The following is a 26666-nucleotide window of genomic DNA, read 5'->3' as shown; positions in this document are numbered from 1 at the left end:
TTTTTCGTATTAGTGGCTAATACCCAGTGTCTCTTTGAGTACTTTAAGGTAACGGCGGCTGACGGGGATCTCAAAATCTGTTTTGGTGGTGATTTCAGCCAACCCATTTTCTAACAGCTTAATCTCGCTGATCGCTTTAATACTCACCAAGTACTGACGATGACAACGCACCAATGGCGTCTTTTCTTCCAAGGTTTTTAGCGTTAATTGTGTACAGGCGGTTTGGCTATTCGAGCGTACATGCACACCGCTGATGTCGCTGTAAGCGCACTCAACCGTGTCAGTTGCCATGATCACAATGCGGTTGTGGCCAATGCATGGGATTTGATCGAGGCTCTCTGGTGCAATGGCAGTAAACGATTGGGTAAGAGCAGATTGACTCACGACTTTGTTTAAGCGTTTGACCGTCTTAGTTAATCGGCAAGGATCGACAGGTTTTAACAAGTAATCAAATGCATTGTCTTCAAACGCTTGGATAGCGTACTGATCATAAGCGGTCACGAATACCACATAAGGCATGGTGTCTGGATCCAACATGCCCAAAAGCTCGATGCCTGTCACCTGAGGCATTTGAATATCTAAAAACACCACATCTGGCTTGAGTTCATTGATTTTCTTCAGACCGATGATGGCGTTTGGCGCATTGCCAATGACCTCAATCTGACCAGTTTCGTCTAATAGCTCTGCCAGCTCTTCACGAGCAAATGGTTCATCATCAATGATGAGGGCGGTTAACATCCAATACTACCTTTGACTGCTTTTGATTGTGTTTATGCTGATGGAGGGATGATAAAGCTCATTTTAGTAAATTGGTTCTTATCACACGTAATTTTTAGCGCTGAATCACGCCCAAATTGATTTGACAGTCGCTTATCAACAATTTCCAAGCCTAAACCAGAGTGATTCTCTTGTGGTGGCTCATAGCTGCCAGCATTGTCTTCGACGGTAATCAGGTGACCTTGTGGGTGTGGCTGGCTATAGATTTTTACTTGACCGCCTTCCAACAGATGAGAAATGCCATGCTTGATTGCATTTTCTACCAGCGGCTGCAAGGTAAAGCTTGGTAGCTTGATGTCGAGTAATGCAGGCTCAATGTTCATTTCTACTTCGAGACGATCAGTGAAGCGGGCTTTCTCAATCGAGAGGTAAGCGTTTACGTGGGCTAGCTCTTCTTTTAGCGTCACGGTATTGATATTTTGTTTTAAGTTGCTGCGGAAGAAGTGCGACAAGTTTTGGATCAGCTCTCGAGCTTTGTCGGGATCACGACGGGTGATGGCACTAATGGTATTTAACGCGTTAAACAAGAAATGTGGATTCACCTGAGCATGCAGCAGTTTAATTTCTGCTTGCGCTAATAAAGCTTGCTGCTGTTGGTAATCGCCGTAGAGAATTTGGCTCGATAGTAGCTGAGCGATCCCTTCCGCCATCGACATATTTGCAGTGGAGAACAGTTTACGCTTTGGCTCATAAAGCTTAATAGTACCCACCACCTCTTCGCCTGCCCGCAGTGGGATGATCAGTGCTGAGCCCAGTTTACAGTCTTGTGCCAATGAACATTGGTAGGGGCGTTCACTGCCATCAAGGTAGATGATGTCGTTCTTCTCCATTGAATCGAGTGTGCTTTGCGATGATATTGGAGTATTTGGCCTATGATGATCATCACTTATGCCAACGAAAGCCAGAATCTTTTCTTGGTCAGTAATGGCGACCGCACCGACTTTGGTTTCTTCATAGATGATACGGGCAATCTTATCGGCGTTCTCACTGTTAAAGCCGGTACTCAGAATACCGACTGAGCGATCGGCGATGCTCAATGCTCGGCGGGAAAAGGTCGCTGAGTACTTTTCAAAAATGGTTTTACGATCTTGCAGAATACTCATGAACAAAGCTGCACCAACTGAGTTCGCAATGATCATCGGGGCTGCAATAGTTGAAACCAACTCATAGGCTTGGTCGAAGGGTTTGGCGACAGCGAGCAACAGAACCATCTGCACGATTTCCGCTACAAAAGTGACGCTGAATACCACGCTTGGATTAAACAGCATCGCACCTTTGTTGCGCTTGATGAGGTAAACATGCAGTAAGCCGCCAATCAAGCCTTCAGCTGTGGTGGAAATCGCGCAGGCTAAATCGGTAAAGCCACCTAAAGTATAGCGATGGATGCCGCCAGTCAGTCCCACGGCGAAGCCAACCACTGGTCCACCAAACAGTCCTCCCATTACCGCGCCGATAGCACGTGTGTTGGCGATAGCATCGTTGATTTGTAAGCCGAAGTAGGTCCCAAGAATACAAAAGCCAGAGAAAAGCACATAACAAATGAGCCGATGGCTAAGGCGTGAAGAGATGCTCAGCAGAGGCAAAATGATCGGCGTTTTACTCAGCATGTAAGCCAGCACTAAGTAAACGCACATTTGTTGCAATAGGGAGATGACCAGTTCCATAGCGAGCCTAACCTGAAATCGAGATTTTTATTGTATGGGAATTATCTGAGAAACAAAAAGAGCCTGCGATAGGCAGGCTCTGTATCTTACCCCATCATGGGTAATGAGTGGGTTGATAAATGGAGGTATCGACTATGCTGTTTCAGAGACCGTTTCTGGTTTTTCTTCATCGGCGAACTCAGAGTCACCTTTGCCTTTCGAGATTTTGATAACGTAAGCCGCCGCGGCTAGTGCGAACAGAACGCCAGAGATAGTCGAAATTTGCATTGGCAGCCCAAAACCTAGGGTGCTGTTGTTTAGAATGAACGTTACACAAACGGTGGTCATGAACACGGCTGGGACAGTTGTAATCCAGTGCAGCTTGTTGTGACGCAGTAGGTAAGCTGACGCAGTCCAAAGCATCATTACTGCCGTGGTTTGGTTTGCGAAGCCGAAGTAGCGCCAGATGATGCCGAAGTCGACTTGAGTCAGGATGCCACCGATAACGAATAGTGGAATAGCCATTAGCAGACGGTTACGCAGTGTTTTCTGTTCCATACCGAAGTATTCAGCAAGAATCAGACGGCTTGAACGGAACGCAGTGTCACCAGAAGTGATTGGCAGAATAACTACACCAAGGAAAGCAATCACACCACCGAATACGCCTAGCAGACCAAATGAAGCGCTGTATACCACGTTACCAGGACCGCCGTTCTTCACTGCTTCTGCAAGACCGTCAATTGTACCGAAGAAAGACAGAGCGATAGCACACCAGATTAGCGCGATAACACCTTCACCAATCATTGCACCGTAGAATACGAAGCGACCGTTCTTCTCGTTTTCCATACAACGCGCCATCAGTGGAGACTGAGTTGCGTGGAAGCCTGAGATTGCGCCACATGCGATAGTGATAAATAGCGCCGGCCATAGAGGCATGTCGTTCGGGTTCAAGTTAGTGAACATATCGCTCACTTGGAAGTTACCCATCACTGTGTGCTCGCTAGAGAACGCAACCGCTGTCATTAGACCGACTGACATGAAGATCAGTAGAGCACCGAACAGTGGGTAGAAACGACCGATGATTTTGTCTACAGGAACAATTGTCGCGATGATGTAGTAAGCGAAAATTAACACAACCATGGTCGTCATGCTGACGCTTAGGCTGGTTTGGTCGTTGATTAGGTTCGTGATCATGCCTGCTGGCGCTGATACAAATACCACACCAACAAGAAGCAATAGGACAATGGCAAAGATGTTCATAAAGTGTTTTGCGCCATTACCTAGGTAGCGACCGGTAATCGTTGGTACTGATGCACCGCCGTTACGAACAGAAAGCATGCCTGAGAAGTAATCGTGTACCGCACCTGCGAAGATACAACCTACAACAATCCACAGCATTGCCGCTGGGCCGTATAGGGCACCCATGATTGGACCGAAGATAGGACCAACACCAGCAATGTTAAGTAGCTGAACAAGGTAAACGCGTTTGGTTGACATTGGAACGTAGTCAACACCATCCGTTTTAGTATGGGCAGGCGTTTGGCGATTCTCATTGATACCGAAAACTTTCTCAACGAAAGCGCCGTAGATGAAGTATCCGCCGATGAGGGCTGCGACACAGGTTAGAAACCACATCATAGCAATTGTCCTTGGGTGATTAGGTAGGGTAATTTTTTAAGCTCAAGATGTATGGTATTCGCCTCTTTTGTTAAGTGCATTCGCTCAGTGGATGAGTGGTCGAATAGAGAAGCGAGTGGTCGATATAAAGATTAAGTGGTTTTATCGTTTGCTTAGTGGCTATGCTAAGGATTGAGTGGTTGCTATCAAGGGTAAGCGGTTACCTCAAGAGTTAAGTGGTGAAATCGACAGATAAGCGGCAAACCACAGGCTTTAGTGGTAAGCTTGTTAGGAAACAACTAGTTAAGGAAGAATAATGGAAAAGGTAACGTTAGGCTTGACGCTGGCTTTACTGGCGGGATGTGCGGCAACCACGGAAGAACTGGCGCAATCCGGTGACTGGTATCAGATTGGCTATCAAGATGGTATCACTGGGCATACATCACGTACGATGAAAGATCTCAGTGCGTTAGGTAACGCAAAGCAAGGTGATTACGACCAAGGATATTTGGAAGGGGTTGCCGAGTACTGTAATCCAGACTTCGCGTACCAGATGGGCTTGTCTGGTCAGTACTACGAAGGTGTATGCGAAGGCACACCGCAAGCGCAGAAGTTCCGTATGGAATGGCAACGCGGTTGGAACGAATACAGTAACTAATACCATCATAGTAACTCTTTGCTCATATTAGCTTTTTACAACGCCCGATGACAGCGTTAACTTTTCGTTTCAAAGTAAATTGATTGTAGAATAACTACTTATCGAAATTTTTCGCCTTGTTCTCAAACGCTTTTCCTACGCTACTTCTGATCACTTATTTACAATGATTTGTATAACAATGATCAGCATCGAAAGGAGACCACTTGGTCTCCTCTGGTTTAGTTTGACTGGTGGCTTTCTACAGCTTTGCGCAAGAAACCATCTTGGTGATGCAGATGCGCACGAGCAGATTCAATATCCAGATCGGTCAGGATCATTAAGATCGCCAGTTTCACTTCATAATCCGTTTGCTTGAGCACTTTGGTCGCTTGTTCTTTATTGCAGTCAGTCGCTTGCATCACGATACGCGCGGCGCGAGCAACCAGCTTGTTGTTGGTTGCTTTCACATCGACCATTAGGTTTTGGTAACTCTTACCTAAACGGATCATGCTCGCTGTGGTCAGCATGTTCAGAACCAGTTTCTGTGCGGTGCCTGATTTCAAACGAGTTGAACCAGTTAAGGCTTCAGGGCCGACTACTGGGCAAATCGCGATGTTAGCAATGTCTGCAATGGGAGAGTCTGGATTACAAGACAGCGCCACCGTTGTCGCGCCAATCTCGTTGGCGTATTCCAAGCCGCCAATCACGTAGGGGGTGCGCCCACTGGCAGCAATGCCGACGACCACATCACGGTTGGTGAACTCGATGTCTTTCAAATCTTGTTCGCCGAGAGTCGGAGAGTCTTCCGCGCCTTCTTTCGCTTTTAGGATGGCTTCAGGCCCGCCCGCAATCAAGCCAATCACCATCTTGTCTGACACGCCAAACGTTGGTGGGCATTCAGACGCATCCAGTACCCCTAAGCGACCGCTGGTGCCTGCGCCCATGTAAACCAGACGACCACCGACTTTAAATGCATCGGTGATTTTATCCACGGCGAGTGCGATTTCAGGCAGCACTTTCTCAACCGCAAGCGGTACGAGTTTGTCTTGTTGATTCAGACGATGAACAATGTCCAGTGATGGCAGTAGGTCGATATCCATCGTATCTGGGTTGCGACCTTCTGATACCAGGTGGGCAAGAGCGGCAATAAGCGCGTCATTTGTCATAATGGTTTAAGCCTTTTGAATACTGAATTGGTTTCATTTCGAAGTTGTGTCTGGCACAACGCATTTAGTTTTTAGGATAGAGTACACCGAGTGAAGCAAGGCGACTCGCGCCCGTTACTTCCGGTAAATTGCTTGGCAGCCCATCAATGTGGCGCTGCGCAAGCCAAGCAAATGCCATGGCTTCCATATAGTCAGCATCAACGCCCTTGTCATTTGTTGTTGCCACTTCCCATTTTGGTAGACGTTCCGCTAGACGTTGCATTAGTAATGGATTTCTCGCTCCGCCGCCACATACTAATAGCTGAGGTGTTTGACCATAAGTGAATTTTTCCACTTCGTTTGCAATCGTCACGGCAGAGTATTCACACAGCGTGCGTTGTACATCTTGTGCGGAGGTATTGTGGTGATCTAACTGTTGATGTAGCCAATCGATATTGAATAGCTCTCGCCCTGTGCTCTTAGGCGCCGACATAGCAAGGTAAGGCGCTTCCAAGAGTTGAGTTAGCAAAGCAGAGTCGATGGTGCCTTGTAGAGCAAATTGCGCGTCTTTGTCGAAGCCTTGTCCGGTATGCTGCTCACACCATACATCCATTAGCATATTGCCCGGACCTGTATCATAACCAATGACAGGTTGCTGAGGATGCAGGACGGAGATATTGGCAATACCTCCAATGTTGAGCACTACTGTTGTGGAGTCTTGCATCGCAAAGATGCTTTTGTGGAAAGCCGGCACGAGTGGCGCTCCTTGTCCGCCAAGCGCCATGTCTTTACGGCGGAAGTCGGCCACGGTATCAATGCCAGTCTTTACTGCAATGATGTTGGCATCTCCTAGTTGGGTGGTGAAGGGCAGATCGCCAGTTGGTTGATGGAACACGGTTTGACCATGATTGCCTATGGCTCGAATTTGCTCTGCAGAATAGCCCGACTTATCCAACAGCTGTAAAACCGCATCAGCAAACAGATGCCCAAGCTGATGGTCGAGCTCGCCAATGGCTTTGAGATTCGTGTCTTGCCCTGTGCAAACCGATAATAGCGTCTGCTTGATAGGAGCGGGCATTGGATAGTCATCGTGTGCGATTAAGCGAACACGGTTATCTTCGATTTCAACCAGTGCGGTATCTACGCCGTCCATGCTGGTTCCAGACATCACACCGATATACAGTTTGTTAAGATTCACAGCCAATTCCGTCAATTCTTCGATTCACTTATTGTAAAGCAATTCTGAAGCGAATAACCTCATCGAATACGAGATATTCAGCCGATTTTGAGGAGAAAAAATGGGACCGTTATGGGTTGATGTTGCAGGCTATGAACTGACTGCGGAAGACAGAGAAATTTTGGAACATCCAACGGTTGGTGGCTTGATCTTATTTACTCGCAATTATCATGATAGCGAGCAGCTTCAAGCGCTTACCCAATCCATCCGCGAAGCGGCTAAGCGACCGATTTTGATTGGTGTGGATCAAGAAGGGGGACGAGTTCAGCGTTTTCGTGAAGGGTTCTCTTTGATTCCTTCAGCAGATGAATACGCCAAACACCAAAATGGCGAAGAACTAGCACGTATGGGCGGTTGGTTAATGGCGGCAGAGCTGATTGCTCATGGTATTGACTTGAGCTTCGCGCCAGTGCTCGATAAAGGTCACCAATGTAAAGCGATTGGTAGCCGTGCCTTTGGTGAAGATATGGACACCATTTTACGTCATAGCACCGCTTACATGCAGGGCATGAAGAGTGTCGGTATGGCAACAACGGGCAAGCACTTCCCGGGTCATGGTGGTGTGATTGCCGATTCACATCTAGAGACGCCATACGATGAGCGTAGCGATATCTTTGAGCAAGACCTAGCCATTTTCAAAGCGCAAATCGATTCTGGCATCTTAGATGCGATGATGCCTGCTCATGTCATCTTTCCAAATTATGATGACCAACCCGCAAGTGGTTCTGAGTATTGGCTAAAACAAATCCTGCGCCAGCAACTTGGTTTTAAAGGTTTGATCTTCTCCGATGATTTGACCATGGAAGGTGCTGCGATCATGGGTGGCCCTGCTCAGCGTGGTGCACAAGCATTAAACGCTGGCTGCGACATGCTGCTGGTTTGCAACAAACGCGATGCACAAGTCGAAGTGCTTGATAATCTGCCAATCACTTCTGTTCCTCTTGCTGAGACCTTGTTGAAGAAGCAAGGCTTTTCTCTAAGCGATCTAAAACTCTCGCAAGAGTGGAAAGAAGCCTCTGAAGCCATGGAACGATTGATTGGCTAACCATTTCACCTCTGAATAATGGTGTGTTCAGGGGGAGACGTAAATTTTCAAAAAAAAGCCCATTTAAAGCCGAAGTGCCCTGAGCTTCGGCTTTCTCTCTAGTGTAAACTTTAATTTGCACTAAATGTTTTTTATTGTATACAGTTGTAATTCTTTTTTAGCCTGTTATCTTGTTGGTTAAGCTTAGTTGTCTCGCTAAGGAACTGGCTTGGTGTAAAAATAAGTATACAGGTAAGGTTATGCAAAGAAGTGAATTGAGCAACATCAACATCAGCGAAGAACAAGTACTGATCACGCCTGAGGAGCTAAAAGTTAAGCTTCCTCTAAGTGAAAAGGCGCGCCGTTTCATTCAAGAGTCTCGTCAAACTATTGCTGACATCATTCACAAGAAAGATCATCGTCTACTTATTGTATGTGGACCATGTTCTATCCATGACGTAGAGGCAGCGAAGGATTACGCTAAGCGTTTAAAAGCGCTTTCAGAACAACTAAGCGACCAACTGTATATTGTAATGCGTGTTTACTTTGAGAAGCCTCGAACCACCGTTGGTTGGAAAGGCCTGATCAATGACCCACACCTAGACGGCAGCTTCGACATTGAACATGGTCTGCATGTTGGTCGTGAATTGCTGGTGGAACTGGCAGAGATGGAAATCCCGCTAGCAACAGAAGCCCTTGACCCAATCAGCCCGCAATACCTTGCTGATACCTTTAGCTGGGCAGCAATTGGTGCTCGCACAACGGAATCACAAACTCACCGTGAGATGGCAAGTGGTCTCTCTATGCCTATCGGATTTAAAAATGGTACGGACGGCAGTTTGGCTACGGCGATCAACGCTATGCAAGCCGCCTCTTCGAGTCACCGCTTCATGGGGATAAACCGCGAAGGCCAAGTGGCGCTACTGACCACACAAGGTAACCCGAATGGCCACGTGATTTTGCGCGGTGGCAAACAAACCAACTACGATTCAGTTTCTGTCACCGAGTGTGAGCAAGATATGGCGAAGTTTGGTTTAGATGCATCATTGATGGTGGACTGCAGCCACGCGAACTCACGTAAAGATTACCGCCGCCAGCCATTAGTCGCAGAAGACGTGATTCACCAAATCCGTGAGGGTAATAAGTCGATCATCGGTTTGATGATTGAGAGCCATATCAATGAAGGTAACCAATCTTCAGACCTTGCACTTGAAGAGATGAAATACGGCGTATCGATCACCGACGCATGTATCAATTGGGATTCAACTGAGGCACTATTACGTCATGCACATGAAGAGCTGGTGCCTTTCTTAGAGACTCGTCTTAAAGGCTAAAACGGAACTAATTTAAGGAACATCAATGGCAGTTGAACTTAACGCATTACGTGATCAAATTGATGCGGTCGACAAGCAAATGTTGGATCTACTGGCTCAGCGTTTAGCATTAGTAGAGAAAGTGGGTGACGTAAAAAGCGAACACGGTTTGCCAATTTACGCCCCTGATCGTGAGGCAGCAATGCTGGCGTCACGACGAGCTGAAGCTGAAAAAATGGGGATTCCTCCACAGCTGATTGAAGACATTCTTCGTCGAATCATGCGTGAGTCTTATGCCAGCGAGAAAGATTCTGGTTTTAAGTGTTTGAACCCTGAATTGCGCTCAGTGGTTATTATTGGTGGTAATGGTCAGCTAGGTGGTCTGTTTGGCCGAATGTTCAAGCTATCTGGTTACCAAGTAAAAGTGCTGGGCAGCAAAGACTGGGATCACGCGGATGATATCCTAAAAGATGCGGGGCTGATTGTGGTTACTGTGCCGATTCACCTAACAGAAGGTGTGATTGAAAAGCTAGGTAACCTGCCAAAAGACTGTATTTTGTGTGACCTGACTTCTATCAAGTACAAGCCTTTGCAAGCAATGCTGAATGTACACCAAGGCCCAGTAGTTGGTTTGCACCCAATGTTTGGTCCAGATGTATCAAGCTTGGCAAAACAGGTGATCGTGTACTGCGATGGTCGTGGCAACGAGCAATACCAATGGCTATTGCAGCAGCTTGGTATTTGGGGAGCAAGCCTGTGCCAAATCGATGCGCAAGAGCATGATCATGGCATGACACTGATTCAGGCGTTGCGTCACTTCACTTCATTTGCTTACGGCATGCACCTAAGCAAAGAGAATCCAAACCTTGAACAGCTGTTAAAACTGAGTTCGCCAATTTACCGTTTGGAGTTAGCGATGGTAGGGCGTCTGTTTGGTCAGGACCCACATCTCTACGGTGATATCATTCTTTCGTCGCAAGAGAACATCGACATGATTAAGCGATTCCACCAACGTTTTGGGGAGGCGCTAAGCATCCTAGATAGCAAAGACAAAGCAGAGTTTGTTGAAAGCTTTGAGCAAGTGAGTGATTGGTTTGGTGATTACTCTCAGCAATTTATGCATGAGAGCCAAAACCTGTTAAAACAAGCCAACGACAATATTCACCGCGGATAATTGCTGGTTTGAATGATAAAAAGAGCAGCGTCGCAAGGCTGCTCTTTTTTGTTGCACTGAAGCCAACTTCTATCAGTTGGTTTTTGTCTGACTGCTACTTTCACTCGAAACAGTACTGATACGAGTATCGCGGTACGGTGAGTTGGTCAGGTTGACCTGTAGACGAACTACATTATCAATGAGCTGTACCAGTGGCCCCCACTTTACCTTCTTCTCTTTTTCAAATACGTAGTTAAAGTTCTCTGGGGTCCAATCCATTAGATACTGCGGATTAAGAGCACGACCAAGAAAGCGTACTTCATAATGAAGGTGAGGGCCTGTTGAGTTTCCTGAGTTACCACATCTAGCAATCACATCGCCTTTACTGACAAACTCTCCACTTTTTACGTTGAACTTTTGTAAGTGAGCAAAGGAGCTAGAAAAACCAAACGAGTGGCGTAATGTCAGGTAATTACCGTAGCCTTTATTACTAGGGCGAACGGTTTCAATGACACCATCGGCAGGCGCAAGAATTTCTTCACCACGTTTACAGGTTAGATCAATGCCAGTGTGGACATGGCGTTTGCCTGAGATAGGGTTAACTCGAGAGCCGTAAGACGAAGAGATACGCTGGTAGGTCATCGGGCTGTCGTTTGGGATCAAACGAAACATGGTTGCGCGCACAGCAGAGTCAACCGCCGCCGCATCGATACGCACTTCCAATGCTAGGTTATTTTCATCTCCGACAAGCTCTTCATCAGCAAGGCCTAGTACGGACTCAACATCAAAGACACGCTTGCCTAGCAGTTGAATCTGGTTGTTTTTGTCCGTCAGAGATTGAGACAGTGAGTGGTTGGTATCCAATTGTTCTTCGTAAAGCGCAGTGATTTCTGCTTTTTCACTTTCAAGCTTAGCTATGGTCTGGCTAAGGGTCTGTGTATCATGAACCTGCTTTTGGTTCAGATACCATGCGCCGCCGACGACTGCGGGCAATGTAACAACGGATGCACAGATGGTTAGGATCGAAAGGCGACCCAAATGAAATTGCTGATTGCCATCTTTTGTCGGGATCAGCATGGTAATTTTTTTAGACATAGTTATTGTTACTAAAGTAGGCGCACAATTTATTCTTCCTCTAAACCTGAAAGGTGCTCTAACTCTCGATTCAGAAGCGCGTTATTGCCTACATTCAATTCTATAAAATGTTTTAGTTGGCTAATACTCTCGATGTCTATGTCGCTTATCTTTAACCGAATCTCATTGTTTGCAATTGAAATGATACCAGCACTTAGCTGCACCACCTGTTCTGATTGAATAAATGAGAAGCCCACTTCTACCGGAAGTGACGAATTCAACGGTTTTGCATCTTCAACTTTTAATAGCAAGCCATGTAATGAAAGATCTTGAATCGTAGCTTGCATTGCCAAGTCACCTTGCTCAATTAGAGTCGATACTTGGTAGATGATGCGTGAAAAGTGTCGTCTCTCCGTCATAGAGCTTTCTCGTAAAGTATTCAAACAATTGAAAGATTATATCAAACAGTACAAAGATTGTTCAATCTTTGCTCTTGAAATGTCGAGACAGCTACAGAGTTAGGCTAGCTAGTGGTCATGCTCTTGGCCTACTTGGGAGGCACTTCGAGTTATTTATGCAACCCATACAACAAAGGCCGCTATGATAGCGACCTTTGTACGAATGACAAGCAAAGGTGAGCGTAGGGTGATATACCACACACTCATCTTATAACCGAAATTACTTCGATACGCGCTTGTATTTGATGCGGTGTGGTTCAGCTGCTTCAGGACCAAGGGTCTTCTTCAGCCATTCCATGTACTCGTTGTAGTTACCTTCGTAGAAGTTAACCTGACCTTCATCACGGTAGTCGATGATGTGCGTAGCGATACGGTCTAGGAACCAACGGTCGTGCGAGATAACCATGGCACAGCCAGGGAATTCGAGCAGTGCTTCTTCTAGTGCTCGTAGCGTTTCAACGTCAAGGTCGTTGGTTGGTTCATCGAGTAGCAGTACGTTACCGCCAGCTTTAAGCAGCTTAGCAAGGTGTACACGGTTACGCTCACCACCTGATAGCTCGCCAATGATCTTCTGCTGATCTGAGCCTTTGAAGTTAAAGCGAGAACAGTAAGCACGCGCAGGGATTTCGAAGTTGTTGATCTTGATGATGTCAGCGCCTTCAGAAATCTCTTGGAATACCGTGTTCTTGTCGTTCATTGAGTCACGGAACTGTTCAACAGACGCCAGTTTCACTGTTTCACCCAGTTCAATAGTACCTGAATCTGGCTGCTCAGTGCCGCTTAACATCTTAAATAGGGTTGATTTACCCGCACCGTTGGCACCGATGATACCTACGATTGCACCCTTAGGTATGCTGAACGATAGATCATCGATAAGAACGCGACCGTCGAATGACTTCGTCAGGTTGTTCACTTCGATAACTTTATCACCTAGGCGCTCACCTGGCGGGATGAACAGTTCGTTGGTTTCGTTACGTTTTTGATGATCAGTGCTTTGCAGCTCTTCAAAACGAGCCATACGAGCTTTAGATTTTGCTTGGCGACCTTTCGGGTTCTTACGTACCCATTCCAGTTCTTTCTCGATGGTTTTTTGACGAGCACTTTCTTGAGATGACTCTTGCTGTAGACGGGCATCTTTTTGCTCTAGCCATGAGGTGTAGTTACCTTGCCAAGGAATACCTTCACCACGGTCAAGTTCTAGGATCCAGCCTGCCGCGTTATCTAGGAAGTAACGGTCGTGCGTGATAGCAACGACAGTACCAGTGTAGTCCACAAGGAAGCGCTCTAGCCATGCAACAGACTCAGCATCCAAGTGGTTGGTTGGTTCGTCTAGCAATAGCATGTCTGGTTTTTCTAGAAGCAGACGACAAATGGCAACACGGCGACGCTCACCACCAGATAGGTGGGCAATCTTTTGATCCCACTCTGGTAGGCGAAGGGCATCTGCAGCACGCTCTAGTGCGTTATCTAGATTGTGACCGTCTTTCGCTTGAATCAGCGCTTCCAGTTCACCTTGCTCTTTTGCAAGTGCATCGAAGTCTGCATCAGGCTCAGCATACGCTGCATATACCGCATCCAAACGCGTAAGAGCGCCAGCAACATCAGCAACGGCTTCTTCAACAACTTCACGAACCGTTTTTGATTCGTCTAGTACTGGCTCCTGAGGCAGGTAACCTACGTTAAGGCCAGGTTGTGGGCGAGCTTCACCATCGATGTCGGTATCGATACCTGCCATGATACGCAGCAGAGTAGATTTACCCGCACCGTTCAAACCTAAAACACCGATTTTGGCACCAGGGAAAAAGCTTAGAGAGATGTCTTTAAGAATTTGACGCTTAGGTGGCACGATTTTGCTCACCCGCGACATGGTATATACGTATTCAGCCATTGCCGATCGTTCCTAAATTAACTGTCATTTAAAGCGACTATTTTATACCAACTCATCCAGTTTTGTTACCGCATTGCAAGAAATTCCAATCTCGTGTGATTTCTTCTTTATCGCTGACCGGAAACTCACATGCTTAGGGTATACACTTTTGTTGTTCGCCTTTAAATAGAACGGACTCTGATGATGAACCATGACTTTTATGGAATCTATTCTTTTTGCAAGGCTCTAAAGTTTCACGAGCACAACATTTATTATATCAAGTCGCTTTACAATGAGCGTGTAATAGAATGCAAATAAATGCATATGCTTTATCTCCGTCACGTTTTGCTTTTGCTCGTGGCGGAGAGTAAAGAGAACAACGTCTGGGGAAATGACGCACATGACATTCAACGTATCTGAATTGGCTAAAAGAGTATGTTATGCAGCCGCTTTATGTGCGGTAAGTGTGACAGCAAGCGCGGCGCTAAGCTTAGAAAAGCAGCGTCAAGTCTACGAACAGGCTCAAAACCTAATAGATAACAATGATATCGATGGTTATTTGTCTATTCGTCCCAAAATCGCCGATTATCCGCTGACCCCTTATGTGGATTATCGAGTGTTTTTGAGGCAATTATCGAGTAAGTCCCCTGAGCAGGTGGATGAATTTATTAAAGACTATGAGGCTTTTCCATTCTCACGTCGGATTCGCGCCCCTTACCTAGATAGTCTATATCGCCAGAAAGACTGGAAAACTATTACCGAGTTCCAGAAGTTTGAGCCCAGTGGTGAGCGTTATCAGTGTATCTTTTATGTCGCTCAGCTAGAACAAGGCAAACAAGTCGCGGCCTTTAAAGGTGCTGAACATATGTGGCTGCGAGGTAAGAGCATTGCCGATGAATGCGATCCGTTGTTTTTTGCTTGGGATAAATCGGGCGGACGTACTGATGACATGATCTTGCAACGTATGTTGTTGGCGTTTGATGCGCGCAATGGTGGTTTAATTACCTATCTGCAAAAGCTACCGAAGTCGGCGAAAGCGCAGCAGCAAGCTAAGGCGATGAAAGCCCTGTTTGATAAGCCGGAAAGCGTAGCTGGGTTTGCCAAGAAGCAATCTGCTAATGACTTCAATCGTGCGCAGAGTGAATATGCGTTAAAAAAGCTGGCTCGTAAGAATATTGAACAAGCGCAAGTTGCATACGCGTCTGTTGTCAAAGGGCAGAAGTTCTCGCCGCAAGAAGCGCAAGCTCTCGCAGATTACATTGCGATTCGTTTGATTCGTACCGAGTCTGAATCGTTGGCTAAGTGGCGAGATGACAAAACGAAAACCAGTAAACACCTGCCATTAATTGAGAGTCGTATCCGTCTGTCGATTCAAAATGGCGATTGGGAAGGTGTGCAAAAATGGATTGCAGTACTGAATCAAGAGGAGCAGGCATCACTTCGCTGGCAGTACTGGTTAGGACGTAGTGAGATTGCTCTTGGTGAGCAAGGGGCTGGTAAAAAACGACTCGCTAAACTTGTCGGTCAGCGTAACTTTTACAGTGTCGCGGCAGCCAATGCGATTGGGCAGTCAATAAAGTATCCATCGAGCTCTGTAACGTTGGACAAGAAGGCCATTCAACCGTACCAAAAATCATTGCTTCGAATTGAAGAGTTAATTGAAACAGACAAAATTGCTGCAGCCAAAAGCGAATGGGCACATTTGCTACGTCGTGTAGACAACGATGAGAAAACGATGCTAGCGGCTTATGCTGCCTCAAAACGCTGGTACCACCTAACCGTGGCGGCGAGTATTCAGGCTAAAATGTGGGACAACATGGAATTGAGATTCCCAGTAGCACATCGCTGGTGGTTTAACTTTTATGCAGATAAGCACAATATCGATCCGATCACGATGATGTCATTAGCTAGACAAGAAAGTGCGCTAGATTCAGAGGCGCGCTCTCCTGTGGGGGCTCGTGGCTTGATGCAGATCATGCCTGCTACGGCAAAGTACACCGCGCGTAAATACAAGCTCAAGTATCAAGGAACAGAAGACTTATATAACGTGGGTAAGAACATTGAAATAGGCAGTCATTACCTGCAAGGCTTGATGGAGGATTACGATAATAATCGTATTTTTGCGCTCGCTGCTTATAATGCTGGACCTAACCGAGTAAAAACGTGGCGAGAGCGAACCCAAGGAAAAGTAGACGCTTATTCCTTTATTGAAGCGATTCCATTTAAAGAGACACGCGGTTACGTGCAGAATATCTTGATGTTTGAAACTTACTATCGTGATCTTTTGGGCGTTGATGGTGCGTTCTTGACCCAAAACGAGATCAATACCAAGTATTGAGTGAGGTAACTTGATGTCACATGAACCTGAGTACAAAGACTGGCAACAGATTGTTGAACTGATTCGCTCAAGTGTAGATAACCAGCAACATGAGATGCTGCTGACTATGCTAATGACACCGGATGAGAGAGAATCACTCACCGCGCGTGTGAACATTCTCAATGAACTGCTTAAAGGTGAGCTTTCTCAGCGTCAAATCAGTCAAATGCTTGGGGTTGGTATTGCGACCATTACCCGTGGTTCTAATGAATTGAAGTCGAAGTCTGACGCAGACAAAGATAAGCTTAAAACGTTGTTAGAGCAGGGCGCTCAATAATGTTAAGTTTCAGATAGTAAAAAGGGCGACACTATCGCCCTTTTTTAATGCTGTTTTTCTCTGTCAGTTTTACCACGCAAAAATGAACCGTTATTTACTACGATTGGTATTACAGATTTGACGGGAAGTGTTCTGGGTTGGTGAATGGAATTAGAGCCAAAATCAAGGCTTGATGATATACTGAACTGCGAGTGAGTTGGTGCTGTGTAAGTAAACCAATCGCACCGCCTTTCTGCTTGATATTCTCCGTGCCAAACACTTCATCCATTACATCACCAAGTTCGTTAGCATGTTCTAATTTTTTCAATACTTCTGGTGGTAGCATTAGGCTCGCTGAACGCGACTCCCCGCGGTGTGTTTCTGATTCAATCACCATCCAAGCAAACGTCACATTACCTTCGATACCCGCTTCAAGACCGACATAGAAATCTGCAGTTGTTATGACTTTTTTCGCATTGCGTACACGATTTAGTGCGCCAAGGTGCGTTTCCTTATTCGTCATTGGTTGTTCAGCCACTTCACTGGGGACATTTACGCCAACAAACTCGAAGCTTTGTTGTGGAAAAGCGCTTTGGAATGCACTCTCTACTGCTTTGATTTTGGCTGGGTTAAGCGAAGCAATAACGACTTTTTGGTCTACCATGATCTTTCTACTCATTGATGTCCATTAACTCAATTTTACTTGGGTTGGTTTTACGTTCTCACTTGGGTAACATCCCAATACTTTCAGATGCTTAGTTATCTTAGTGAGTTCTTCGAGCACTTGTTGCATTTCGGTTGAACCAAGATGAGATTCCAAGTCTACATAGAACATTTCTTCCCATGGATTACCCATGATTGGACGTGACTCTAGTTTGGTCATATTGATGCCGTAGCGCTGCAGAACCAACAGCGTTTCAACTAAGGATCCGGCTTCTTGTGATGTAGACATGATCAGCGTTGTCTTCGCTGGAATCTGGGGTGACACTTCAACAGGCTTACGAGCTACCACAATGAAGCGTGTGTGGTTTTCTGTTTGATTCGCAATGTTACCTTGGATAGCTTGCAGGCCGTACAGTTTGCCGCTTGATGCGTTACCAATAGCAGCTACGTCATCACGGGCAAGCTCTTGCACTTTTTGCATCGCATCAGCGGTGCTAGCACAAGATTCTAGTTTCACGCCTTTCATGCGGCTTAGGAACTCGCTGCACTGCTGATGTGGTTGCGGGTGAGAGTAAAGTGTTTTGATGTTCTCAAGGCGAATATCTTTCGTTGCAACAAGGCAGTGCTCGATAGGCTGAGTGAGTTCACCTACAATGTACAGCGTAGTGTGCTGAAGAAGGTCGTAAACTTCGTTGATAGAGCCAGAGCTCGTGTTTTCTATAGGTAATACGCCATAGTCTGCATGGCCGGATTCAACAGTTTGAGTCACTTCTTTGAAGTGTTCGCAGTTCAGTTCAATCAGCTCGGTATTCTTACGGCTAAAGTACTCACGGCTGGCAAGATGGGAGTAAGAACCCTTTGAACCAAGAAAAGCAACACGAGCTAAAGGCTTACGGCTTTGTTGTGGGTTGACTAAGTTTTGTAGGTAGCTCTGTTGAAGGAGTACAGAGTCCTCGATGATGGTATGGAAAAGTTTGGTGATGTACTGAGCGTCGAGTTCGTATTTATCACGGCCGTTAGTGATCAGTTTAACGAGAAGTTGTTGTTCACGGACTGCATCTCTAACAGGTTTTGACGTTTGTACTTTGCTTTTTGCTACTTCAATGCTGAGTTTTCGGCGTTCGGACAGTAGGCTAAGCAGTTGGTCATCGAGCTCATTCAAACGTAAACGAATTTCATCCAGGGAAATAGGTTGGTCAGTCATCAATTCTTTCCTTATAAAAAAGCCCCCCGATTTGGGAGGCTTTCTGTTTGTTTTTGACTTTTCTTTCACAAACGAGTTAGCCCCTCCTACTATGGAAGGAAAAAGAAGTCAAAAATAAACAGGTTGGTTAAATGCATAAATAGTGGTTAATTTGTGAGTGTTTAAACACAATAAGCAAGCTGGCGGGGAGCGTCAAGCAAAAAAATAGCGCCTTTCGGCGCTATTTCCTCAATCTGGTCTATTTACTCTTCTTCTTCCACTAGCTCAGGCTTATTCGCACGTCGAGCTTCAGGTTTGTGGGTCAGCTTATTCAATTGTCGTTCTAGTTTTTGCTCCACTTCGTTGATAGCTGCATACAGATCTTCGTGAGTTGCAGAGGCGATTAGCTGGCCTTTAGGAACTTTAATAACGGCTTCGAATTTCTTCTGTTTGTTTGGTTCCTCACTGAATGTTGCCTGGCATCCGATGATGTCGACTTGCCATTTTTCCAGCTTCTTGAATTTGCTCTCAATATGAGCGCGGATTGCAGAGGTGATTTCGATGTTTTTACCAGTAATGTTCATTGTCATAAAAGTTTTCCTCTGTTTCATCCCTCATGGGTTAAGTTCAGATTACCGCTTTGACGAGAAAAGAATGTGATCCAAGTCACTATTCAGGCTGGGTTTTTGGCGTTCAAAAACGAATGTGATCTGACTCAAGAACTGTCTAGATTTATGCGGAAATAGCTTGTTATCGGATTCTAAATCATTAGATTGAATAGAGTGTTGAGCTGAAAACTAACCCGTTTTTAGGGATATTTTACAGCCTGTAATTCTAGCAACTCAAAAATTAATCAATATTAAATCGTGATATGCATCGCACATTTTAGTGTTTCGATCGTGAATTAAAAGTGGGGTACCTTTCCCCAAGTGACCCCTTTACCTAGCAAGATTCATTCAGCTTAAAACATACGGTCAACTTTTCGGACTTGAACTTGAGTTGGGACTTGATGTGTCGTTTTTTTCTCCCGCTAAGCGAAGCAAATGACTATATATGACATAATAGCGATTAATATTTCGTACGTAGTTAACTGTCTCGCTAAAGCCACTTCCCCTCATAACCGTTTCAACATTTTGAAACCATATGTCTGGGTTGTAACCTTCTTGCATCGCTTTTTTACGCATCTTTTCAACGTTTCCTGGTCCTGAATTGTAGGCGGCAAGTGTTAAGTAAACTTGGTTTTCACGAGTTATCGAATTATCGCTGAAATATTGTTTACGAAGAAAGCTCAAATACTTAACTCCAGCGTGAACATTATTATCTAAGTTTTTAATATTTTTTATGTTTACATTTGCATCCCTAGCCGTACTTGGCAAAATCTGCATCATACCCACCGCCCCTCTTTTAGAAACTAAGTTATTATTAAATCCAGACTCCTGATACGCTAAAGCCGCAATCATCAAATAATTAAAATGATATTTATCAGCGTATTTTTTAAAAAGAGTGGATAGTTGTTCAAGCTTACTAAGGGTTTGTGGGCTGAGAACTTTATCGAGCCAATCAGTATTTTCTAGATAACGGCTATCTAAGATATTTCCCAACAAGGTTCCCTCTTTTGCTTTTTTAATGAAGGCATTCACAATGGCTTCTATTTCTGGGCTATTTTCTCGTACTGCCCATGCTATTTCAGCATCTTCTCTTAAGGGGATGATTTCGTGTACACGTAACGTATCCATGTGATTAAGCCATAGATCGGCTTTGTGACTATCGAGGACCATAGCTTGTATGTAACCTTTGTTTAGCATTTGAAGCAGTTCATAATCTTGTATTGTTTCATCAACAAAATGCACAGAGATTGGTTCAAGCCCTGCCTTGGCAAAAGTTTTGTTCAACGACAGAATACTTTCATAATGAGTTGAACTCTTACGAACCGACAATTCTTTGCCGCTTAACTGAGTGATGTCGGTGATCGTTGGTATATCCTTATTGGTGACTACCCACTCTGAAATGCCTGTCCGCAATGGGTCGCTAAAGTCGACAAGCTGTTCTCTACTTTCGGTTTTCGTTAAGTTAGCAATAGCTAGGTCTCCAAATCCTTCCTCTAAATATGTCAATATCTTATCTCTAGGGACGGGAATGACTTGAATGTGTAGTGATGGTTGGATTTTACGCAGATCTTTCTCAAATTCTGTCAACAGTTCAGCAGCGATGCCTTTAGATTGACCATTTTCAACGTAATAGAATCCAAGATCAGCGGTTACTAATACCCGAACGAGATTGCGCTCTTTGAGAGTGGAAAAGTCTCCGATATATGGAGGTTGCTTTAGTGGGGATAAACCTAGAGCATTAATCGATGCTGAAATGAGTAGCACTAACCAGAAAACTACCCATCGATTTATTAATGACACAATCACACCCAGACAAAACGAGAATAGTCTCTTAAGTGTAGACGTTGGAGCCTAAAAAGAACCAAGTAATTGCTTGGTGCTTAATTCATGGCTGTTTAGCTTCGATGAAAAAACGCCACAGAGTCAGCTGTGGCGGTAGGAGGTTATTTGACAGGATTGAGTTTAATGAGTTCTTCTGTTCTTACGATGGCATCGTCTAGACCGAGTTCTTTATAGGCGGCAAGTTGGATCTTAAGCGACTTACGAGCAGCCTCGGTATCTGGAAAGGCTTTTTGCAATTCCTGAGCGCGGTTAATGGCTGCGATCCAAGCTTCACGGCGTAGGTAGAAGTCCGCAGTGGCCAGATCGTACTCAGCAAGGCGATTCTTCAATGCTACCATGCGCTTTTGCGAATCTTCTGCGTATGGGCTGGTTGGGTAACGCTCTAACAGTTTCTTGAAGTCATCAAAGGCTTTCTTTACAGGTTCTGGATCACGGTCGCTACGATCAATACTGAACAAGTCATGCATAAAGTTACGGTCTTGCGCCATGTGGCTCAAACCACGCATGTAAAGCACCCAGTCCATTTTTTTGTGAGTTGGGTTTAAACGCATAAAACGAGAAATTGTTGCTAAGCCCAGTGCTAAATCGTCATTTTTGTAGTATGCGTAAATAAGGTCAAGTTGTACCTGTTCTGAGTAAGCACCAAACGGATAACGGGAATCTAATGCTTCTAGTTTTTCGATCGCAGAAAGCCAGTTACCGCTTTGTAGAGATGTTTGTGCGTCTGCATACAGTTCAGAAGGTGGCACATCAGGAACGATTTCTTCTTTGCTTGCACAGCCAAACAGAAGGGATACCGCTAAAAGGCCTATTAAAGTCTGATGTTTCATATCAGGAGTCTGTTCCTTGAATCTAAATATTTCTTAAGCTGCCGTTACTTTCTTTCCAGTAACAGATACAATGATGTAATACTCTATTTTTCCACAGTCGTGAGCATTAGTCTCACAGTTTTTAAAAAAGTTCGATATGGCTCAGCAGATTGTTTTAACCAACACCGTAAAAGATAGCCAGTTAGGTCAACGTTTAGACCAAGCTATCGCCGAATTATTCGCTGACTTTTCTCGCTCGCGCCTAAAAGAATGGTTGCTTGACGGGAAGGTTCAAGTGAATGGTGAAGTTGTCACTAAACCTCGTACCAAAGTAATGGGGGGCGAGGAAATTACCTTGCAAGCCGAGCTGGAAGATGAAGAACGCTGGGAGGCACAAGATATCCCGCTAGATATCGTCTACGAAGATGATGACATCATCGTGATCAACAAGCCTCGTGATTTTGTAGTACACCCAGGTGCAGGTACGCCAGATGGCACTGTTCTTAACGCATTGTTACATCACTACCCAGACATCGCTGAAGTACCGCGTGCAGGTATCGTGCACCGCCTGGATAAAGACACAACCGGTCTGATGGTCGTTGCGAAAACAGTACCAGCGCAAACTCGTTTAGTGCGTGCACTGCAAAAACGTAACATCACGCGTGAGTACGAAGCGATTGCGATCGGCCGTATGACGGCAGGTGGTAAAGTGGATCAGCCCATTGGTCGTCACTCTACCAAGCGCACGCTGATGGCGGTTGCGCCTCTGGGTAAACCGGCGGTAACACACTACCGTGTGGCGGAGCACTTCCGTGAACACACGCGTATTCGTCTGCGTCTAGAAACCGGCCGTACACACCAAATCCGTGTTCATATGTCTTACCTACAGCATCCGCTCCTAGGTGATACTGCTTATGGTGGCCGTGCCCGTATCCCAACGGGTGCATCACAAGAACTGACGGAGATGATTCGTGGTTTCGACCGCCAGGCACTACACGCAGTAATGCTACGTTTCGAGCATCCTATCACTGGCGAAGAGCTTGAGTTCCATGCTCCTATTCCAGATGACATGGTGATAATGACGGAAGCGCTGCGCAAAGATACGGAAGAATACGGTTTGCCAGACGAGTTCTAATATGAAGATAATTATTCCCAACTGGCCTGCACCTAAAAACGTAAAAGCTTTTGCCTCAACACGAGTCGGGGGCTTCTCTACGGGTTCTTATCAAGGACTGAATTTAGGTGCGCATGTTGGGGATGATTGGTCGTTAGTTGAAAAGAATCGTGATTGGTTGGCGCTGCAAGTAAGTATGCCGAATGCGCCAGTTTGGTTAAATCAAACGCATTCTACTGTCGTTGCTCAAATTAACGAGCCAACTTTGGATGTGTTGGATGCCGATGGTGTGTTCACCTCTTCTCAGCATGTTGTTTGTTCAGCGATGACCGCAGACTGTTTGCCGGTGTTGCTGACGAATACGCAAGGTACACAAGTCGCCGCTGTTCATGCAGGTTGGCGAGGTCTAGCGAACGGCATCGTTGAAAATGCATTAGAGTTATTTTCTGGTGAAGTTATCGCATGGCTTGGGCCAGCAATAGGTCCTCAAGCATTTGAAGTTGGTGACGATGTGTTACAAGCGTTTGTTGATTTTGATTCACAAGCTCGACATGCATTTCTACCGCGAGATATTTCCGGCAAATGGTTTGCCGATATGTCAAAACTCGCAACTCAGCGCTTGAACAAAGCTGGCGTCACACAAGTGTTCGATTCAGGTCTTTGTACTTTTCAAGACTCAGATTCTTTTTATTCTTACCGTCGTGATGGTGTGACGGGTCGACAAGCGACTTTTATTTGGATTGAAGAATAAGCATATCAACCAGACCTTACTTAAAGGTATCGCTATTGTTGCAAAGCTATCTTTATTGATTTACTCCCTTGAATTTCCCCCCAGTAGTATCCATCTTTCTAACTGTTAAAGAATTTTCTTCAGTTGAAGTTAGGAAGGTTGATATGCGTCTTGATAGATTTACCAGTAAGTTTCAAATCGCTATCTCTGATGCGCAGTCACTAGCGTTAGGTCGCGATCATCAATATATCGAACCCGTGCACTTAATGGTGGCGTTGCTCGATCAGAACGGTAGCCCAATTCGTCCACTACTGACGATGTTAGATGTGGATGTTACTCATCTTCGCTCTAAGTTGAGTGAAATGTTAGATCGACTGCCAAAAGTCAGTGGCATTGGCGGTGATGTTCAGCTATCAAGTTCGATGGGAACCTTATTCAACCTGTGTGACAAAGTTGCTCAAAATCGTCAGGATTCCTACATTTCTTCAGAAGTCTTTTTATTAGCTGCGTTAGAGGATCGAGGCCCACTTGGTCAGTTATTTAAAGAGATCGGGCTGACCGAGCAAAAAGTTAGCCAAGCGATCGAAAAGATCAGAGGTGGTCAAAAAGTCAAAGACCCGAATGCTGAAGAGCTGCGCCAAGCATTGGAAAAGTTCACCATAGATCTTACTGAACGAGCAGAGCAGGGGAAGTTAGATCCAGTTATCGGCCGCGATGACGAAATTCGTCGAACCATCCAAGTATTACAACGTCGTACCAAAAACAATCCCGTCATCATTGGTGAGCCCGGAGTGGGTAAGACCGCGATTGTCGAGGGGCTTGCGCAGCGCATCATTAATAATGAAGTACCAGAAGGCCTACGTGGTCGCCGTGTGTTGTCTCTAGACATGGGGGCATTGGTCGCTGGTGCCAAATACCGCGGTGAATTCGAAGAGCGATTGAAGTCTGTACTGAATGAGTTAGCCAAAGAAGAAGGCAATGTCATTCTATTTATCGATGAGCTTCATACCATGGTCGGTGCAGGTAAGGGTGAAGGCTCAATGGATGCGGGTAACATGCTAAAGCCAGCATTGGCCCGTGGCGAACTTCACTGCGTGGGCGCAACAACGTTGGATGAATACCGTCAATATATAGAAAAAGATGCCGCGCTTGAGCGTCGTTTTCAAAAAGTGCTTGTGGATGAGCCTACGGTAGAAGATACGATAGCGATCTTACGGGGTTTGAAAGAGCGTTATGAATTGCACCATCATGTAGAGATCACTGATCCTGCGATTGTTGCTGCAGCAAGTTTGTCGCACCGTTATGTTTCTGACCGTCAGTTGCCAGATAAAGCGATCGACCTAATTGACGAAGCGGCTTCGAGCATTCGTTTACAGATCGACTCTAAACCTGAGTCGTTAGATAAACTCGAACGTAAAATCATCCAACTTAAAATTGAGCAACAAGCGCTAAGCAACGAGCACGATGAAGCGAGTGAAAAACGCTTGGATGTTCTTAATGATGAGTTGAATGAAAAAGAGCGTGAATACGCAGAGCTAGAAGAGGTGTGGAATGCCGAAAAAGCCGCACTGTCCGGCACACAACATATTAAAGGTGAGTTAGAGCAGGCTCGCATGGATATGGACTTTGCGCGTCGTGCGGGTGACTTAAACCGTATGTCTGAATTGCAATATGGCCGTATTCCTGAGCTAGAGAAGCAACTCGATCTTGCGACACAGGCCGAAATGCAAGAGATGACTCTGCTGCGAAATAAAGTAACAGATAACGAAATTGCCGAAGTGCTTTCTAAGCAAACCGGTATCCCGGTATCGAAAATGCTAGAAGCAGAAAAAGAAAAACTGCTTCGCATGGAAGATGTTCTACATAAGCGTGTTATTGGTCAGGCAGAGGCGGTGGAAGTGGTATCAAATGCAATTCGCCGTAGTCGTGCTGGATTATCTGATCCGAATCGACCGATTGGATCGTTCTTATTCTTAGGTCCAACTGGTGTAGGTAAAACAGAACTGTGTAAGACACTCGCGAGCTTCATGTTTGACAGTGAAGATGCGATGGTGCGTATCGACATGTCAGAGTTCATGGAGAAACACTCCGTAGCAAGGTTGGTTGGTGCTCCTCCAGGCTACGTTGGTTATGAAGAAGGTGGCTACCTAACCGAAGCTGTTCGTCGTAAACCATATTCTGTCATCTTGTTAGATGAAGTAGAGAAGGCACATCCGGACGTATTTAATATCTTGCTTCAAGTGTTAGACGATGGTCGCCTCACCGATGGACAAGGTCGCACAGTTGACTTCCGGAATACAGTAGTGATCATGACATCGAACTTAGGTTCTGCTCGAATCCAAGAGAATTTTGCAACTTTGGATTACCAAGGTATTAAGAATGAAGTGATGGACGTGGTTAGTAAGCACTTCCGACCGGAGTTCTTAAATCGTGTTGATGAAAGCGTGGTGTTCCATCCTCTAGGTCAAAACCACATTAAGTCAATTGCATCTATTCAACTAGAACGTTTAGCGAAACGACTAGAAGAGAAAGGCTATCAATTTGAGGTGTCTGAGAAAGCGCTCGATTTGATTGCTCAGGTTGGTTTCGACCCTGTGTATGGTGCGCGCCCACTAAAGCGTGCCATTCAGCAATATGTTGAGAACCCACTAGCGAAATCCATTCTTGCTGGGCAAATTTTACCCGATAAGATAATTCAGTTAATCGTTAGCAATGACCAAATTATCGCTCACCAATAAAGGCATTAATTCAAAATTAAATGTGTTCAACTTCAACTATTAGGGGCCGTAAGGCCCCTTTTTACTCCCCTTTTACTAGGTTTTGATTGTTTTTTATTCGAACGGTTTAAAAGAGGCAGTTTTTTTTGAAAAATAGGCTTGCGTTCTTAAACGAACTCCCTATAATTCGCCTCCGTTGTCTAGGGGAAGCAAGCAAAGCAGAACCGAGGTGGCAAAGCGGTTGAGTTGGAAAGTAACTCGCAGAGAAATAACTTAAAAAAGTGTTTGACACGAAAAGTTATATCGATAAAATGGCCGTCCACTTTGAAGGTAACTTCAGAGTGTGCTCTTTAACAATATAGACCTATCAATCTGTGTGGGCACTCGTTGATGATAATCCAATTAGATACCTTGGTATCAAA

General features: G+C 45.3%; 22 protein-coding genes and 1 other annotated feature. Of the genes, 9 read left to right on the top strand and 13 right to left on the bottom strand.

From position 1 onward, the window contains the following. Positions 1 to 9: 9 nt before the first annotated feature. The 3 genes from btsR to ACVA54_RS07760 form a co-directional block, all read right to left on the bottom strand. Positions 10 to 738, bottom strand: coding sequence for a two-component system response regulator BtsR (gene btsR, locus ACVA54_RS07770; RefSeq protein WP_099078933.1), 729 nt, complete (start codon positions 736 to 738; stop codon positions 10 to 12). Between the two features lie 32 nt (positions 739 to 770). Then, positions 771 to 2441 (bottom strand): LytS/YhcK type 5TM receptor domain-containing protein, encoded by a 1671-nt coding sequence (locus tag ACVA54_RS07765; RefSeq protein WP_446649507.1) that lies wholly within the window; start codon positions 2439 to 2441, stop codon positions 771 to 773. 132 nt (positions 2442 to 2573) lie between these two features. Next, positions 2574 to 4058, bottom strand: a complete 1485-nt coding sequence (locus ACVA54_RS07760; protein WP_119464081.1) for a carbon starvation CstA family protein — start codon at positions 4056 to 4058, stop codon at positions 2574 to 2576. Between the two features lie 295 nt (positions 4059 to 4353). Between ACVA54_RS07760 and ACVA54_RS07755 the strand changes: the two genes are divergently transcribed. Next, positions 4354 to 4695, top strand: a complete 342-nt coding sequence (locus ACVA54_RS07755; RefSeq protein ID WP_119464082.1) for a DUF2799 domain-containing protein — start codon at positions 4354 to 4356, stop codon at positions 4693 to 4695. A 218-nt stretch (positions 4696 to 4913) separates the two neighbouring features. Here the strand turns inward: ACVA54_RS07755 and murQ are convergent, their stop codons facing one another. Both murQ and ACVA54_RS07745 read right to left on the bottom strand, forming a co-directional pair. Further along, on the bottom strand, positions 4914 to 5840 hold the full coding sequence (gene murQ / locus ACVA54_RS07750; RefSeq protein ID WP_099078937.1) for an N-acetylmuramic acid 6-phosphate etherase: 927 nt from the start codon (positions 5838 to 5840) through the stop codon (positions 4914 to 4916). Positions 5841 to 5904: 64 nt separating this feature from the next. Continuing rightward, positions 5905 to 7017: an anhydro-N-acetylmuramic acid kinase gene (locus ACVA54_RS07745; protein WP_099078938.1), complete on the bottom strand. Its 1113-nt coding sequence runs from the start codon at positions 7015 to 7017 to the stop codon at positions 5905 to 5907. Between the two features lie 100 nt (positions 7018 to 7117). Between ACVA54_RS07745 and nagZ the strand changes: the two genes are divergently transcribed. The 3 genes from nagZ to tyrA all read left to right on the top strand — a co-directional run bounded on the left by nagZ (position 7118) and on the right by tyrA (position 10567). Continuing rightward, positions 7118 to 8101: a beta-N-acetylhexosaminidase gene (nagZ, locus tag ACVA54_RS07740; RefSeq protein ID WP_099078939.1), complete on the top strand. Its 984-nt coding sequence runs from the start codon at positions 7118 to 7120 to the stop codon at positions 8099 to 8101. A gap of 239 nt (positions 8102 to 8340) precedes the next feature. Next, positions 8341 to 9414, top strand: a complete 1074-nt coding sequence (locus ACVA54_RS07735) for a 3-deoxy-7-phosphoheptulonate synthase (RefSeq protein ID WP_119464083.1) — start codon at positions 8341 to 8343, stop codon at positions 9412 to 9414. Positions 9415 to 9439: 25 nt separating this feature from the next. Further along, positions 9440 to 10567, top strand: a complete 1128-nt coding sequence (gene tyrA / locus ACVA54_RS07730) for a bifunctional chorismate mutase/prephenate dehydrogenase (RefSeq protein WP_099078941.1) — start codon at positions 9440 to 9442, stop codon at positions 10565 to 10567. A gap of 72 nt (positions 10568 to 10639) precedes the next feature. Here the strand turns inward: tyrA and ACVA54_RS07725 are convergent, their stop codons facing one another. From ACVA54_RS07725 to ettA, 3 genes are all read right to left on the bottom strand, one after another. Beyond that, positions 10640 to 11641: a M23 family metallopeptidase gene (locus tag ACVA54_RS07725; RefSeq protein WP_099078942.1), complete on the bottom strand. Its 1002-nt coding sequence runs from the start codon at positions 11639 to 11641 to the stop codon at positions 10640 to 10642. Between the two features lie 29 nt (positions 11642 to 11670). Further along, complete coding sequence (locus tag ACVA54_RS07720) at positions 11671 to 12039, bottom strand: PilZ domain-containing protein (protein ID WP_099078943.1); 369 nt, start codon at positions 12037 to 12039, stop codon at positions 11671 to 11673. Between the two features lie 259 nt (positions 12040 to 12298). Further along, positions 12299 to 13966 carry an energy-dependent translational throttle protein EttA gene (gene ettA / locus ACVA54_RS07715; protein WP_099078944.1) on the bottom strand — a complete coding sequence of 556 codons (1668 nt, stop codon included), beginning with the start codon at positions 13964 to 13966 and terminating at the stop codon, positions 12299 to 12301. 370 nt (positions 13967 to 14336) lie between these two features. Here ettA and sltY point away from each other — a divergent pair, with 370 nt between their 5' ends. Further along, positions 14337 to 16283: a murein transglycosylase gene (gene sltY, locus ACVA54_RS07710; RefSeq protein WP_099078945.1), complete on the top strand. Its 1947-nt coding sequence runs from the start codon at positions 14337 to 14339 to the stop codon at positions 16281 to 16283. Positions 16284 to 16296: 13 nt separating this feature from the next. Then, positions 16297 to 16599: a trp operon repressor gene (trpR, locus tag ACVA54_RS07705; RefSeq protein WP_005440603.1), complete on the top strand. Its 303-nt coding sequence runs from the start codon at positions 16297 to 16299 to the stop codon at positions 16597 to 16599. A gap of 109 nt (positions 16600 to 16708) precedes the next feature. Here the strand turns inward: trpR and yjjX are convergent, their stop codons facing one another. The 5 genes from yjjX to ACVA54_RS07680 all read right to left on the bottom strand — a co-directional run bounded on the left by yjjX (position 16709) and on the right by ACVA54_RS07680 (position 21704). Further along, on the bottom strand, positions 16709 to 17242 hold the full coding sequence (gene yjjX / locus ACVA54_RS07700) for an inosine/xanthosine triphosphatase (protein ID WP_172438097.1): 534 nt from the start codon (positions 17240 to 17242) through the stop codon (positions 16709 to 16711). Positions 17243 to 17266: 24 nt separating this feature from the next. Then, positions 17267 to 18445, bottom strand: a complete 1179-nt coding sequence (gene pheA, locus ACVA54_RS07695; RefSeq protein ID WP_099078947.1) for a prephenate dehydratase — start codon at positions 18443 to 18445, stop codon at positions 17267 to 17269. Between the two features lie 12 nt (positions 18446 to 18457). Continuing rightward, positions 18458 to 18579, bottom strand: a sequence feature (Phe leader region). A 108-nt stretch (positions 18580 to 18687) separates the two neighbouring features. Then, a complete protein-coding gene (gene hpf / locus ACVA54_RS07690; protein ID WP_005447957.1) occupies positions 18688 to 19014 on the bottom strand; it encodes a ribosome hibernation-promoting factor, HPF/YfiA family in 327 nt (108 codons plus the stop codon). A 384-nt stretch (positions 19015 to 19398) separates the two neighbouring features. Further along, positions 19399 to 20832, bottom strand: a complete 1434-nt coding sequence (locus ACVA54_RS07685; protein ID WP_446649506.1) for a transglycosylase SLT domain-containing protein — start codon at positions 20830 to 20832, stop codon at positions 19399 to 19401. A gap of 143 nt (positions 20833 to 20975) precedes the next feature. After that, complete coding sequence (locus ACVA54_RS07680; RefSeq protein ID WP_099078948.1) at positions 20976 to 21704, bottom strand: outer membrane protein assembly factor BamD; 729 nt, start codon at positions 21702 to 21704, stop codon at positions 20976 to 20978. 136 nt (positions 21705 to 21840) lie between these two features. Between ACVA54_RS07680 and rluD the strand changes: the two genes are divergently transcribed. The 3 genes from rluD to clpB all read left to right on the top strand — a co-directional run bounded on the left by rluD (position 21841) and on the right by clpB (position 26265). Continuing rightward, complete coding sequence (gene rluD, locus ACVA54_RS07675; protein WP_099078949.1) at positions 21841 to 22818, top strand: 23S rRNA pseudouridine(1911/1915/1917) synthase RluD; 978 nt, start codon at positions 21841 to 21843, stop codon at positions 22816 to 22818. A 1-nt stretch (position 22819) separates the two neighbouring features. After that, complete coding sequence (gene pgeF / locus ACVA54_RS07670) at positions 22820 to 23548, top strand: peptidoglycan editing factor PgeF (protein ID WP_099078950.1); 729 nt, start codon at positions 22820 to 22822, stop codon at positions 23546 to 23548. Positions 23549 to 23691: 143 nt separating this feature from the next. Next, positions 23692 to 26265 carry an ATP-dependent chaperone ClpB gene (gene clpB / locus ACVA54_RS07665; protein WP_099078951.1) on the top strand — a complete coding sequence of 858 codons (2574 nt, stop codon included), beginning with the start codon at positions 23692 to 23694 and terminating at the stop codon, positions 26263 to 26265. The last annotated feature ends 401 nt before the right edge of the window (positions 26266 to 26666 follow it).

Source organism: Vibrio sp. PNB23_22_6 (assembly GCF_052877535.1).
The sequence above is the reverse complement of the archived record's forward strand: the minus strand, read 5'-3'. Positions and strand labels throughout refer to the sequence as shown.